Below are 13,483 nucleotides of genomic sequence, written 5' to 3' on the forward strand. Positions count from 1 at the left end.
ACTCCCCCGCTCCCGCAAGATTGAATCTCGTAGTCCACGTCAGTCGTTAAGTTTTTGGGCTACACTATCATAGTATTCCCGTGAGAGCTTTTCGGTCCAAACGGTGGGTTCTTTCCCATAAACAGCGATATAAGAAACCTTGTTGTCCACAGATGAGGTGTGCCAATGTTCTGTGCCCTTTGCGCATCGGATCACATCCCCTTTTTTCATGATAATGGGTTCCTTGCCTCTTTCTTGATAATACCCCTCACCTTCAACAACAATAATTACCTGAACTGTGGTGTGCTTGTGCCAATCTAAGGTGGAGTTGGCACTAAAGGTTGCTTCGGTAATGTTATAATCGAAATCCTCATCCGATTCTATTAAAAAGTTTAACCAAGCATCACCCAGATGATGGGTATTGGGAGCTTTGACCCCTTCACTTAATATGAGCTTAGATTGTACTCCGAGCTTTGGGCTTGTATTAAAAAGGGCACTGTAACGAGTAAAAGGGTAACTAAATTTTTCATCGATGGAACTTTAAATAAAAAATGTCTCAATTGAATACAAGATAGAAATTTCAGTTCAGTATCAAGATTTGGTGGATATCCCCAGCTACCGCAAGATTGTATCTTACGGTCCCGCGATAGGTGTTGAACCCCTTTTCATTTTAGGGAAGCATTCTTTTCCCAACAGGTAACATTATTCCGCATCGGTCGTCCTCTAGGTAAACCAACACCATGGGACGACTTGTCATACTCCTTATACCCTTTTTACTTTTCATCAGCTGTAACATTCTTGATCAGAATAAGAACCAAAAGGCTGTAGAATATCTTGAACAGGAAATGGAACAACAAGGAATCCCCGGATTGCAGGCTATTGTGATCCAAAAAAACGAAATTGTACTGTCTGAGAACTTGGGATTTGCAAACGTGCCCTTTTCGATACGAACACAAGAAAACACGATTTTCTCTATCAACTCCATAGCCAAAGTTTTTGCCGCCACAGCCATAATGCAACTGGTTGAAAAAGGAAAATTCCAAATTTCGGAACCCATTTCAATGCACATTGATGGTCTTCCTGACGATTGGAGCGAGATTACCATTGAACAACTCCTGAGTCATACTTCCGGACTTCCCGATATTGAAGACCCCAACACCGAAGGCCTCATTGGAGGAAAAGGACCGGATTCGGCTTGGGTAAAAGTGCGGAAAATGCCACTACAGTTTAAAGCTGGGGCAAAATTCAACTACAATGCCACCAATTACCTCTTGATTCAAAAACTCATTGAAAAGTATGGCGAAAGCTCCTTTGAAGCATTCGTTAAAAAAAATCAATTTGACATTGCACAAATGCACAAAACCGTATTCGGAAATTCCTTTGACGTGGTCGAAAACAAAAGCCCTACCTACAGCTATTATCTAATGGATAAAGCCATTGGAGATTACGTAAAAGGTGACCAGCTTTTAGAAGTAAGCGAAGAATTCCCTTCAATGCTTAGGGCTGATGCGGGTGCTTTCAGTTCTGCCCATGAAATGGCTAAGTGGGTGTTGGCTCTGCAATCGGGTAAGTTTTTACAGAACAACACTTCCATAGAAAAAATGTGGCAAGCCGTTCAGCTTGACGATGGCAGCTACGGGGGTTTTGGGGATATCTTTAATGGCTATGGCCTGGGATGGCCGGTGGTGAATCGCGAAAATCATCCAGCGGTATTGCCCATCGGTGGTGGTAGGGCTGCGTTCGCCATTTATCCAGAAGACAAGCTCACGATTATTCTATTCACCAATCTATCAGGTGTTCTGGTTCATGAAATCGTTGAAAGCCTATCCAAAATTTACCTAGACAACACCGATTCAAGCCCATACTGGACTACCCCACACTGAAATCTGGGATCAACCAGGCTTTCTGGTTAAATCTCTGTAACTTATAACAGGCTATTATAGGGCGATAGCCCGCATCCCTTGGTTACAACCTAAGGTTGTCACATTCGCCAAAAGCGATCGTCCTTATAAAAACAACCTGTATGAAAAATACAATCCTTTGGCTTGTCCTCACCTTGTTTTTGTTTTCCTTTCAGCCAAAAACTCCTGACCCGCAACCTAAAAGTATGAGCATGGAGCTTACCAACGGTCGTTGGTTCAATGGCCATACTTTTGAGCAACGAACCGTATGGGTCAACAACGGAGTTTTAAGTTTTACCCAAGGGAATATCCAAAACGACACGGTGATAGACCTCACAGGCAAGTATGTAATACCCCCTTTTGCCGAGGCCCATAACCACAATCTGGAAAGCGATTACGGACTGGAGAAACGCATTAAGGCTTATCTGGATAATGGAGTGTTTTATGTAAAACATCTTTCATCCATAAAGAAGCGAGTGGATCCCTTGCTACACCACTACAATAAACCAACGGGTTTGGACGTAAGTTGGGCCCATGCTCCTCTTACCGCAACCGGCGGGCATCCTGTTGCCCTTAGAAAACGATTTTTGGATTACGGGTATTTCGATGGGCTATTCAATTCCTTGGAAGAGATTGAGTCACATGGCTTCTTTATTGTGGACACGGAGGAGGACCTCAACCGTAAATGGGACCAAGTACTATCGTTTCAACCTGATTTCATCAAAATCAACCTCCTCTATTCCGAAGAGTACCAAAAGCGAAAAAACGATACGGCTTATTTTGGCCAAAAGGGCCTTGATCCAAACTTGGTTCCGAAAATCGTTTCAAAAGCACATAACGATAATTTAAGGGTAAGCGCCCATGTGGCCACGGCCCATGATTTTCATGTGGCGGTGACCTCCGGGGTCGATGAAATTGCACATCTACCTGAGATTCATAATGGGAAGCTTATTTCGGCCAAAGATGCAAAATTGGCGAAAGAAAATGAGGTGGTTGTGGTGACCACGGCATCCTTGGTGACGAAAAACAAGAAAAAACCGAATTACGAACAGCTGCTGGCCAATATTGCTTCGAACCTTAAGATCTTGAAAGATGCTGGTGTTCAAATTGCCATTGGCTCGGATATGTACAACGACACTTCTGCTGAGGAATTCAAACTTTTACATTCCCTCAAGGTCTTCGACAATCGCGAACTCCTTAAAATGTGGTGCGAAAACTCAGCAACCACCACCTTTCCCAATAGAAAAATTGGTTTTTTAAAAGAAGGCTATGACGCCAGCTTTTTGGTATTGAATACCAATCCTTTGGATAGTATTGAGGACATCAACGACCAAATCAGTTTAAAAGTGAAGCAGGGTACCATCTTGCCATAATTAGAATTTGCAGCTCGCGAATGCGGATTTCCGTGCCCTTTGCCCAGACTAGGGTTTTACTCTTCCAGTGCGTATCTTTACACTGTGGAAAAGGACAAAAAAGTGATACTTTTTGACGGTGTTTGCAACCTCTGTAACGGTGCCATTCAATTTATCATTAAACGCGACAAAAAAGATGTGTTTCGCTATGCTGCTCTTCAAAGTGAGATTGGCAAGGAGCTTATCCAAGAGCGTTCTATCGATACTACCAAAGTGGATTCCATCATACTTATCGAGCCAGGCGTGGCCTATTTCACCAAATCGGATGCAGCTCTTAGAATTGCCCAGGATTTTGGAGGTCTTTGGAAAGGTTTGGCCCTCTTCACATGGATTCCGAAAGTCTTTCGAGATGCCATCTACGACCTTATCGCCCGAAACCGCTACAAGTGGTTCGGCCGAAAAGATGCCTGTATGATTCCTACTCCTGAACTGCAGGCTAAGTTTTTGGGTTAACTCACCCAAAGCACCCTCTTCCTCTCCAAAAAAGCCCCGTAGATCATTGCTGGTTTTAAATAAGTGGGTTGAATTTTAGGTTTGGGTTATAATTCTAATCCGACCGTTATGAAAAATCTAATCATTCTCTTTTTTACGCTCCCCTTTCTTTTGTTCGCCAACGAACGAAAAGTACCTTCAAAAATCAAGGAAGTAACTGTGTACTTAAGCGGGGCACAGATCACAAGAACGGCCCAATGCCATCTCTTGGAAGGGTCCAATGAGGTCATTTTCACCGGCCTGTCTCACAAAATTGATGAAAGCAGCATTCAAGTTTCGGGCCTTAGCGCAGTTTCAATTCTTTCCATTGCCTACGACATCAACTATCTGGACCAAAAGGAAAGCAATCCACAAGTGCAGACCTGGGAAGACGAAATAAAAAGCTTGGAATACAAAATGGCTCTCTTAAAAAACAAAATTCTGGGATTGCAGGAAGAGGAAAAAGTCATTAATACCAATCGATTGGTCAGTACCGACAACCAAGCGCTTAGCCTAGAAAAGGTAAAACAGATAAGCCAGTACTACCGCGAGCGCATTACCGGCATTAAAAACGAAATCTTTAAGACCCAACTCGAAATCACTGAGCTGAACTTGGAGAAGAACGCCTTGCAAAAACAAATCGCCGAGGCCAATCAAGTTCCAGAAAAAGAACAAGGGGAAATTACCATTAAGTTTGATGCGCCCATCACCACTGACCTTAATATCACCTTAAACTATATGGTGAAGGATGCTGGCTGGGTGCCCAATTACGATATTAAGTCCACCTCCCTCAACGCACCGCTCAACTTGGCCTATAAGGCCAACGTTTACCAAAATACAGGTCAAGACTGGGAGGACGTTAAAGTGGTCTTGTCCACGGGCAACCCTAATTACAACATAGCCAAGCCCAATGTGGAGACCCAGTATCTGAATTTTGTGAGCTCCTATCAAAAAAGATATGCTCCCTCTGCCAAGAAAAAGGGCTATGCTTTTAATCCCAATGTAAAAAAGGTGGCCGGTACGGTGACGGATGCTTCTGGACTGCCCTTACCTGGGGTCAATGTTGTGATCAAAGGCACCTCAACAGGTACTGCCACCGACTTTGATGGTAATTACACGCTAGACGTTCCCTTCGGGCAAGAGTTGGTCTTCTCCTATATCGGCCAAGTCACCCAAGAGCTTCCTTTATATTCCTCCATCATGAACGTTCGTATGGAGGAGGATTTCCAAGCTTTGGATGAGGTGGTGGTTGTTGGTTATGGCCAATCGAATAGCAACAATATAACAGGAGCAGTATACTCTGTTAGTCCTGAACGATTGATTCAGGGTAAAACTGCGGGTGTTCAAATACGAGGTACCTCAGGGTTAGCAGGCGCAACTTCTAAAATTCGATACCAAGAACCCACTCCATTATACATTGTGGATGGTATTCCTGTTGAAGGATTTTCTGAAGGGGATTTGGATGCGAGTGAAATACAAAATATTGAAATACTAAAGGGTTCCAATACTGCCATTTATGGAAGCCGAGGCAGCAATGGAGTGGTTTTGATTACCACTAAAAAGAGCAGCGTTAAGGAAGGGGCTACCAAAACGGAGTTCGCAATCAAAAAACCATATTCGGTGGTTTCGGATGGAGATATTACCGCTATTGAGATCAACACCTTTAAGATGCCTGCCAATTACGAGTACTTTGCTACACCACTTATTAATGAAAATGTCTTTTTGACTGCTAGTTTTAAGGATTGGGAAAAACATCAACTATTGCCCGGGGAGGCCAACATCTACTTCGAGGGTACCTATGCCGGGAAAACTGTGCTGGACCCCTACACCACCAAAAAGAAAATGGTACTTTCCTTGGGGATAGATCCCAACATCACTGTAACCCGGACGCAGGAACGGAACTTTAAGCGGAAATCCTTTACGGGCAATAATCGCATCTTGGACCGAACCTATATATTGGAAGTTAAAAACAACAAAAATGTGGCGGTTGACTTTAAATTAATGGACCGCATTCCAAAATCACAAAACAAAGAAATCAAGGTGGAGGATATCGTAACCAACTCCGCAGACTATGATCAGAAAAAGGGATTGTTAACTTGGAAAATGAAATTAAATTCCAAACAAACCCAAACGGAGACCTTTTCGTTTCAGGTGAAATATCCGAGAGGGAGGTATATTTCCCTCTAACTGGAATTCATTTAAAAATTATCCCTAAAATGGTAGGTTCTTTACCATTTTAGGGATTATTCGCTAATATCCCTGATGTATTAACTAAAAATTAATTTTTTCATTGGATTTTTGGCAATAACTGGCACCGAATTTGTGACGTTTTTATTACGGTTCCACCGAATTTTTTGGCTCTTCTTTTTCCATTCAAGACCCCATGAGCAATCTTCTGGGAAAAGGCTTCATGAATTTCGTGGATACTCGGTGTGCGTAGCCTTTTACTAACAAAAAAAATCAAAATTGAAAATGAAAAAGTTATTTCTACTCTTATTTCTGCCACTTGCATTTGTGGCCTTTGCCCAAACCGGCAACAACGACATTCTATTCACCAACTCCGGTGAAATCATCCAAGGAAAGGTGGTTAAGGTAACGGCCTCCTCCATCAGTTTTAGTTATCCGGGGGAAACCTTGATCAATGAGTTAAGTACAACCAACCTGCAAAAGATTGTTTTTTCCAGTGGGCGTACCCAAAACTTTTCGGGTTCCCCAGAAAGTTCTAGTGCCACTAAAATGGTAGCAAAAGAAAATTTTATACCAGAACAAACGAAAGAACCTATTCCAACGGAAGAAATCTTTTTGGGCCCTGGCGTAGAAAACAACAAGTTGGTTGTGGTGCCTTCCAGTTTTACCAAAAATGGAGGTTTTGACAAGGATACCTCAAGCCAAATCACACGATTCGCAACGACCTATTTAGCGGATAAGAACCAATCACAACCCATAGAAGTGCAAGAGATGTCAAAGACGATCAGCATGTTGGTCGATGCAGGTATTGGCTTTCAACAATTGGCCACCTCCCCCATCGACAAATTACAAGCAGCTTTAAAAGCTGAGCATCTGGTCATTATTACTGTGAGTGAAACCAAGAATCAATCTAAACCCAAAAGCTCCGGATTTTATGATGATGCTCCTGCCCAAGAAGCAGAGTCAAGCTTAAAATACGATATTGAACTAATCGTCTATGGTGGTGAGGGCAAAGAAACCTATTCCACGAAGCTTTCGGATGAGCGTTCATATAAATCCAACTTGGCAAGTGGGGGCCAAGAATGGAAAACAGGATTGAAGTATGTCTTAGATCAAGTATTGACCTCTGCCAATCTATAAAAAAATTAAGGCGGACCTTAGAGTCCGCCTTTTTTTATTCCATTATTCAAAAGAAATGGGTGTTGTAAGTAACTCAATAACCTCCTCATCTCCTTCAAATTGCTTTTCCCAGTTGTACACTACTTGTTTATAGGGATTATATCCCATGAGCACCAATTTTTGGTTGCGGTGGGCTTCCACCATGCTACGTACCCTAAATCGTGATGTTTCTGGGTCCTGTTCCATTATAGCTTTTATGGTCTCTCCTAATTCCTCCCGCCAAGAAAGGGACTTGATCAAATCGTCCCGAGTAATTTCATCAAGCCCGGGCGCCATTTCAATCTCATTCTTTTTTGAATTCGAATACATGTGTTGAATCTCTAGTTTGGCAAGAGAGGAATATTCCTTGGCTTTGTATTTCGCTTCCACTTCCTCCACTGTGTTTCCTTGAATAGGTGCACTGAAAACCGCTACCTCCCCTGGCACCAATATTTCTCGGTGCAGCAGCCCAACCCCGGGCATATTGCTCCGACCAATAATAAAATCGTTCGCTCCCAAACGTTTATGGATAATCAATGTGTCCATTCGAATTTTATCATATTCTTCAATGGGTTCCCGTTCATCTTTGGAAAGGAACATGTTTTCCATTTCGACCATGCTTCGGACATCTCCATTTCTATCAAAACCATAAGCTTTAAGGGGAAATCGTTTTTCTATGTCCTGTTGGGCCAGACCATTCAATATAAGGGCAAAAAAGGCGACAAGGCCCACAATGGGGGCTTTCAAATTTTTCATAAGGTATTGGTTCTTATCTTAGGTTGTTCAAGATAAAATCCAAAGTCTTATTGGTATTCAACTTTTGTGTGAAAGAAAGGGTTTTGTGTGTAATTGGCTGGGCCAGTCCCAAAGTATGAAGGTATTTAATGGTGTCCTCGTCTTCGAGGGCCACCTTGCCGGAAAGTAGAATGTCAAGACTTTCCTCCCTTTGGTACCGTTTATAGATTTTGCGCAACCCGCTTAAGTATAATCGGTCTTTTGTAAAACCTCCACCCCTATGGGCCCGAAGTGTGATGCCAAAAGCCTCATCTCGATTGAGCTTGTAATGGCCATGGATCAAATCAAAAGTATCGGCAAAAGAATAGCCCTTAATCAAACTATCGGCGGCCAGCACGCGATAGGCCAGCTCCTTAAGCCGTTTCAAGGTCAGGGCCCCTCCCATATATTCGCTGAAAACCGCCAAACCTTCTTGGGTTTCCACATTTTTGGGAAATCCGTTTGAGAATACTTTCAAAGGTTGAAGCAACCCATTATAAGTGGTCACCAAGTGTATGCCTATTTCGTGATTGGCGAGAGTGAGCAGCTGGTTTTTACTGAATTTGACGTTCTTTTTTATTAGAAGAGCCTGAGCGCTATTACTCACCATGGCCTCGGCAGCAATATTTGTGGAATACTTAATGTTAATCGGGAAATCGTATTGCTTGGCAAAATCTTCAAAATAGGAACAGGCCTCATGGGGGGTATATACCTTTTCCATATCGGCGGAAGTGGGTTCATCAGCAAAATGGAGAATGAAGCGCGCATTTTGAACATCTTTTTCCGTAGGCGTGCCATATACGCTTAGTGAATTGTAATAAAAATGCCTCCCTTTTCCAATAGTCTCTATGCACTGGATCATATTGGAGTAATAGTTGATAACATCCATATACATTTTACAGATGGTATCATCTTGAATGCGCTCTAAACGTTGGGCAAAGAAAAGCCGCTGTAGCTTAAATGGATTGAATTGAACCTTCGGATAGGTAAATTCGGGGTCAATAGCGTACTTCGAGGTAAAAAAACGATGCTTTTCCTTCTCTATGTTCTTCGGATTCACATAGCTCAGCAACTCAATACTCTTAATCAAGCGGTCGAGATTGGCATCGACCTCAAAAACATGGCCGTATTGCCTTTCCAACTCCTGTATTTGTTCTGTCTTCATCATTTAACTCCCCTATGAAACTCTTTGACCATTTCTGGAATCATTGTTCGTAATTGATGTTCCACACTTCGAACCACTTCTGGAAAGATGATTCCGGTATGTTCATCACAATATACTTTCGATATTTCCGTGGCGAGCACTAAGGTATTTTCAAAATTTCGGGTCATATACTTCAAAAAATAGCCATTGCCCTGAAAGGTATCATTGATCCTTGAAAGGTTGCCAATACCATTGGGCAGGTTCATCGTACCCAATTTACGGCTCCAAAATTCGGCCAAATCCCCAAAACGGTCCATATCAATATTGGAGGTGCCTAGATTCCAAACAGGCACTTCCCTATCCCATCGTTTCCAATTGTAACTGTGCATATCAAAAACAATGATATGCTTAAACTTAGCCTCTAGCTTTTCAATCAAAACTTTAACTACCCTATAAAAGTTGGTGTGCTTTGAAAGGCTTAGGTTCTTCTCATCTTCCATTAGCGGCTTCTTCCACAATTGTTTGCCCCAAGCATCCTCATAAATAGCCCGTTCAGGTTCTCGATTTAAATCGTATTCAAATCGACTGTCCAAACCGGCAATCAAGATGGGAAACGTATTTACCATCTGTTTGGTACATGGATCCTCTTCATACCACCTTTCGTATTCGGTATGGAGGCAATTGTCCCACAATGCATGCCGAAAATGGTGCCCGTCATGGACGGCTCCGCAAACAAAGGGAACATATTCAGAGATTTTTAGGGTAAAGGAATAATCGGAGGAAACCGCCTCAAAGCAGGTTTCCTTTTCAATTAAACCAATGATTTCATCCGTGGTCAGTCTAAGCATTTTCTACTTCACTACGCAATCTAGACCTCCGGTCGAAGGCCTGAAGTTTATCAACTACCTTACTTTCTATAAAATCGATGACCTTGCATTGCGCCTTGGTCTTATATACTTTGTTGATATAGGTTATCCCTCCGGGGGACATAACGTTCACCTCCACCAATTTACCACCGATTACATCTATCCCAACAAAATAAAGTCCGTCGTTGACCAATTTGGGTCCAATCTGTTTGCAAAGTGCCTTTTCTTCCTTGGTGAGGGAATGTTTGGCCACCGAACCACCTGCTGATACGTTGGAGCGATGATCATCTGACCCAGGTATGCGTCGCATGGCACCAATGGGTTCTCCGTTCAACAATAAAATACGAACATCTCCCTGATCAGCACCTTCAATGTACTCCTGGAGGATGACATAGTTGGAACTTCCATCCGAATTGGTCACATAAAAATCCAACAAGGAATTGATGTTGGACATAGCCGATTTCTCGATCAAAATAACCCCAGAGCCCCCAAAACCGTTAAGTGGTTTTAATATCATCTTGTCCGCTGAAGATTCCTTGATCTGTTGAACCAAATATCGTTTGTTTTTGGAGACATGGGTAGCGGGGATGATATTACTATGGCTGTCCCCAAAGGCAGCGGTGTACAGCTTATTGTTCGCTTCCCGTAGACCCTGCAAGGAATTGACAATAAACACATCATCCTTTACAGAATCAAGAAAATTGAGCATCAAAGGATCTAAAGGTGGGTTGGCCCTCATAAAAATGACATCAAAACCTGCCAAGGGCAACATCTCCTCCCTTAAGGAGGCCTGTTTGTAAAAAGTTTTAAGACTGCTGGACACCTTTTCCATCCGATTGATCACCGTGCAAAAAGCACTGGTCACACTATTTCGTATGGTAAGGTTCGCCGGAGAGCAAATAGCTACCCCGTGATTTCGCTTTACGCATTCATGAATCAATGCAAGACTGGTATCGTTTTCGGGTTGGCGAATCTCATCCCATGGATACATTAAAAAACAGATGTTCATGACCGATTATTTTTGAAGGTTATCTTACTTCTTCCAAGTGGTCGTCCCACTCCCGCACCTTGGGTTTCCCCAGTTTACCGACAGATTTGGCAACGATCATCGATACCGTGGCATCACCCGTAACGTTCACCACAGTTCTACACATATCCAAAGGCCGATCTACCGCAAATATCAAAGCAAGACCAATAGCCAATTTATCCGCAGGGAAACCAATGGATTCCAACACAATGACCAACATGACCATACCTGCACCAGGAACTGCTGCTGACCCAATCGACGCCAGAAGTGCGGTTAAAACTATGGTCAATTGATCCCCAAAACTCAAGTCAAACCCGAGTGCTTGGGAAATAAATACCGCGGCGACCCCCTGGTAAAGACTTGTACCGTCCATATTGATGGTTGCTCCAACGGGCAGCACAAAACTGGATACTTCCTTATCGACGCCTATATGTTCCTCTACCCTTTCCATGGTGACCGGCAAGGTAGCTGCACTTGAGCTGGTTGAAAAGGCTAGCAATTGTGCAGGACTAATTTCTTTTAGGAACCAAAATGGATTCTTTTTAGTAAAGGTTGATACCACGACCGAGTAAAAAACAATCATCAACACAAGACCCAACACCACAACTCCGGCATAGCGCAATAAAGCATAGAGCAAATCGGGGTCACCGGAAGAAACCACAACACCTGCCAAAAGAGCAAATACCGCATAAGGTGCCGTCAACATGATCAGATCAACCATTTTTAGTATGACATCATTCAGGGAATCGAAGAATTTTTTGAGTGGCTTGGCATTTTTCTCACCAATCAGCAACATGGAAATGCCCAAGAAAATCGTAAAAAATATAACCTGAAGCATCAATTTATTGTCGCTCATGGCTGCCAAGGCATTTTCCGGAACCATATCCACAAGAAATTGAAGCGGCCCACTACTTTTCTGTCGGGACGCTTCCTCCAATTTGGAGGTTACCGCCGTGTCACTGGCATAGGTTTCAGTAAGTTGAGTAATGGTTTCCTCAGAAATTCCATTTCCTGGGGTCATCACATTTACCATTAAAAGTCCAATAGTAATGGCCACAACAGTTGTTGTGATATAGATAAGAATGGTGCGAACTCCAATATTGCGAAACTTCGAAATGTCCTTTAAATCAGAGATTCCTTTTACCAATGAGGCAATAATCAATGGAATGGCTATTAGTTTTAAGAGCTTTACGAAGATGGTACCGATGGGTTGTATCCAATCAGAAACAAATCCCTTTCCCCAATAGATCTGGGTCATCAAAAACCCAAAAATCACCCCCAATACCATTCCAATCAGAATCTGCCAGTGCAGTTCGAGTTTGCGCATGTGTGTCTTTTAGCGAGTTAAGATACTATTTTGAAGGGAAAAATTAATAACGGCCTTACATTTTGTTGGTTCGGGCCAAAAGGTAATAGTCTGCCATCACTAAAGCGGCCATGGCCTCCACAATTGGGACTGCTCTTGGAACCACGCAGGGATCATGCCTTCCTTTGCCTTGGGTGGTTACCTTCTCCCCTTCCTTATTTATGGTTTCATAGGCCTGAAGAACAGTGGCCACGGGTTTGAATGCTACATTGAAGTAAATATCCATTCCGTTGGAAATGCCTCCTTGAACCCCACCACTTCGATTGGTTGTGGTTGTACCGTCTGAATTGAAAGAATCGTTATGCTCACTACCCTTCATTAAAACGCCATCAAAACCGCTTCCATACTCAAAACCTTTCACCGCATTAATGGAGAGCATCGCCGCTCCCAACTTGGCATGGAGCTTATCAAAAACAGGTTCGCCCAGACCGATGGGTACATTTTGGATGACCCCTGTGATCACACCGCCTATGGTATCACCTTGTTTTTTGATTTTCTTGATATACTCCTCCATCCGTAGCGCGGTATCCGGGTCTGGGCAACGCACAGGATTGCTTTCAATTTGGGAAAAATCCAATTCGCTGTAATTCCTATCGAGCTTAATTTCGCCCACTTGGGAAACAAAAGCATTGATGCTTACCTCAGAAAGTAGCTGCTTTGCAATGGCTCCGGCAACCACACGGCTAGCTGTTTCACGAGCGGAGCTTCTACCGCCACCACGATAATCACGAAAACCATATTTTTTATCATACACATAATCGGCATGTGAAGGGCGATATGAATCTTTGATATGGGAATAGTCTTTTGATTTCTGATTGGTGTTGTGAATAGCGAACCCGATGGGGGTACCTGTCGTTTTTCCCTCAAAAAGTCCAGAAAAAAACTCAACGGTATCCGGTTCCTTGCGCTGGGTCACAATTGCAGATTGACCGGGCTTTCTTCGGTCAAGTTCGGATTGGATTTTAGTCAAATCCAATTCCAGACCTGCCGGGCAACCATCAATGACACCCCCAATGGCCTTACCATGGGATTCCCCAAAAGTGGTAAGCCGAAATATTTGACCAAATGTGTTCCCTGCCATATCAAATAGGATAAGCGCCAAAGTTAGCGGTTATGCTGGTTTTAAAAAAACAGCTGTTCCAGTTAATCTTTAACTAACATACCCTTGGCTTTGTTGATGTTTTATTAACCGTATGCT

General features: G+C 43.0%; 12 protein-coding genes. 5 read left to right on the forward strand and 7 right to left on the reverse strand.

The annotated features are described in order from the left end of the window. Nucleotides 1-39: 39 nt before the first annotated feature. A complete protein-coding gene (locus tag EW142_RS03590) occupies nucleotides 40-513 on the reverse strand; it encodes a cupin domain-containing protein (RefSeq protein WP_313790907.1) in 474 nt (157 codons plus the stop codon). Nucleotides 514-719: 206 nt separating this feature from the next. On the opposite strand from EW142_RS03590, the gene EW142_RS03595 reads away from it, so the two are divergent. From EW142_RS03595 to EW142_RS03615, 5 genes are all read left to right on the forward strand, one after another. Then, complete coding sequence (locus EW142_RS03595; protein ID WP_130609760.1) at nucleotides 720-1,862, forward strand: serine hydrolase domain-containing protein; 1,143 nt, start codon at nucleotides 720-722, stop codon at nucleotides 1,860-1,862. 140 nt (nucleotides 1,863-2,002) lie between these two features. After that, on the forward strand, nucleotides 2,003-3,253 hold the full coding sequence (locus EW142_RS03600; protein WP_130609763.1) for an amidohydrolase family protein: 1,251 nt from the start codon (nucleotides 2,003-2,005) through the stop codon (nucleotides 3,251-3,253). Nucleotides 3,254-3,337: 84 nt separating this feature from the next. Continuing rightward, nucleotides 3,338-3,745, forward strand: coding sequence for a thiol-disulfide oxidoreductase DCC family protein (locus EW142_RS03605; protein WP_130609765.1), 408 nt, complete (start codon nucleotides 3,338-3,340; stop codon nucleotides 3,743-3,745). Between the two features lie 108 nt (nucleotides 3,746-3,853). Beyond that, nucleotides 3,854-5,950: a DUF4139 domain-containing protein gene (locus EW142_RS03610; protein ID WP_130609768.1), complete on the forward strand. Its 2,097-nt coding sequence runs from the start codon at nucleotides 3,854-3,856 to the stop codon at nucleotides 5,948-5,950. A 285-nt stretch (nucleotides 5,951-6,235) separates the two neighbouring features. Continuing rightward, nucleotides 6,236-7,090: a hypothetical protein gene (locus EW142_RS03615; protein WP_130609771.1), complete on the forward strand. Its 855-nt coding sequence runs from the start codon at nucleotides 6,236-6,238 to the stop codon at nucleotides 7,088-7,090. A gap of 42 nt (nucleotides 7,091-7,132) precedes the next feature. Here EW142_RS03615 and EW142_RS03620 read toward each other — a convergent pair whose 3' ends face one another. From EW142_RS03620 to aroC, 6 genes are read right to left on the reverse strand one after another with little or no spacing between them, the layout of a single operon-like run. Continuing rightward, a complete protein-coding gene (locus EW142_RS03620; RefSeq protein WP_130609774.1) occupies nucleotides 7,133-7,864 on the reverse strand; it encodes a hypothetical protein in 732 nt (243 codons plus the stop codon). Nucleotides 7,865-7,877: 13 nt separating this feature from the next. Continuing rightward, complete coding sequence (locus EW142_RS03625) at nucleotides 7,878-9,047, reverse strand: flavohemoglobin expression-modulating QEGLA motif protein (RefSeq protein ID WP_165395244.1); 1,170 nt, start codon at nucleotides 9,045-9,047, stop codon at nucleotides 7,878-7,880. Then, the gene (locus EW142_RS03630) at nucleotides 9,047-9,874 is read right to left on the reverse strand and encodes an N-formylglutamate amidohydrolase (RefSeq protein ID WP_130609780.1); all 828 of its coding nucleotides are present in this window, start codon (nucleotides 9,872-9,874) and stop codon (nucleotides 9,047-9,049) included. The genes EW142_RS03625 and EW142_RS03630 overlap by 1 nt, the downstream gene beginning before the upstream one ends. Then, a complete protein-coding gene (gshB, locus tag EW142_RS03635) occupies nucleotides 9,867-10,901 on the reverse strand; it encodes a glutathione synthase (RefSeq protein ID WP_130609783.1) in 1,035 nt (344 codons plus the stop codon). Before gshB ends, EW142_RS03630 begins: the two co-directional genes overlap by 8 nt. Nucleotides 10,902-10,920: 19 nt before the next feature. Continuing rightward, nucleotides 10,921-12,246: a dicarboxylate/amino acid:cation symporter gene (locus tag EW142_RS03640; protein WP_130609785.1), complete on the reverse strand. Its 1,326-nt coding sequence runs from the start codon at nucleotides 12,244-12,246 to the stop codon at nucleotides 10,921-10,923. A gap of 55 nt (nucleotides 12,247-12,301) precedes the next feature. After that, a complete protein-coding gene (gene aroC, locus EW142_RS03645) occupies nucleotides 12,302-13,366 on the reverse strand; it encodes a chorismate synthase (RefSeq protein ID WP_130612451.1) in 1,065 nt (354 codons plus the stop codon). Nucleotides 13,367-13,483: the final 117 nt, after the last annotated feature.

It is taken from the genome of Flagellimonas allohymeniacidonis, assembly GCF_004296335.1.
Taxonomy (GTDB): domain Bacteria; phylum Bacteroidota; class Bacteroidia; order Flavobacteriales; family Flavobacteriaceae; genus Flagellimonas; species Flagellimonas allohymeniacidonis.

Excerpts from the sequence above, each read along its gene's own strand:
- EW142_RS03595 (WP_130609760.1), top strand. The coding sequence starts at position 720 with ATGGGACGACTTGTCATACTCCTTATACCCTTTTTACTTTTCATCAGC.
- EW142_RS03600 (WP_130609763.1), top strand. The coding sequence starts at position 2,003 with ATGAAAAATACAATCCTTTGGCTTGTCCTCACCTTGTTTTTGTTTTCC.
- EW142_RS03610 (WP_130609768.1), top strand. The coding sequence starts at position 3,854 with ATGAAAAATCTAATCATTCTCTTTTTTACGCTCCCCTTTCTTTTGTTC.
- EW142_RS03615 (WP_130609771.1), top strand. The coding sequence starts at position 6,236 with ATGAAAAAGTTATTTCTACTCTTATTTCTGCCACTTGCATTTGTGGCC.
- EW142_RS03620 (WP_130609774.1), bottom strand. The coding sequence starts at position 7,864 with ATGAAAAATTTGAAAGCCCCCATTGTGGGCCTTGTCGCCTTTTTTGCC.
- EW142_RS03625 (WP_165395244.1), bottom strand. The coding sequence starts at position 9,047 with ATGAAGACAGAACAAATACAGGAGTTGGAAAGGCAATACGGCCATGTT.
- EW142_RS03630 (WP_130609780.1), bottom strand. The coding sequence starts at position 9,874 with ATGCTTAGACTGACCACGGATGAAATCATTGGTTTAATTGAAAAGGAA.
- gshB (WP_130609783.1), bottom strand. The coding sequence starts at position 10,901 with ATGAACATCTGTTTTTTAATGTATCCATGGGATGAGATTCGCCAACCC.
- EW142_RS03640 (WP_130609785.1), bottom strand. The coding sequence starts at position 12,246 with ATGCGCAAACTCGAACTGCACTGGCAGATTCTGATTGGAATGGTATTG.
- aroC (WP_130612451.1), bottom strand. The coding sequence starts at position 13,366 with ATGGCAGGGAACACATTTGGTCAAATATTTCGGCTTACCACTTTTGGG.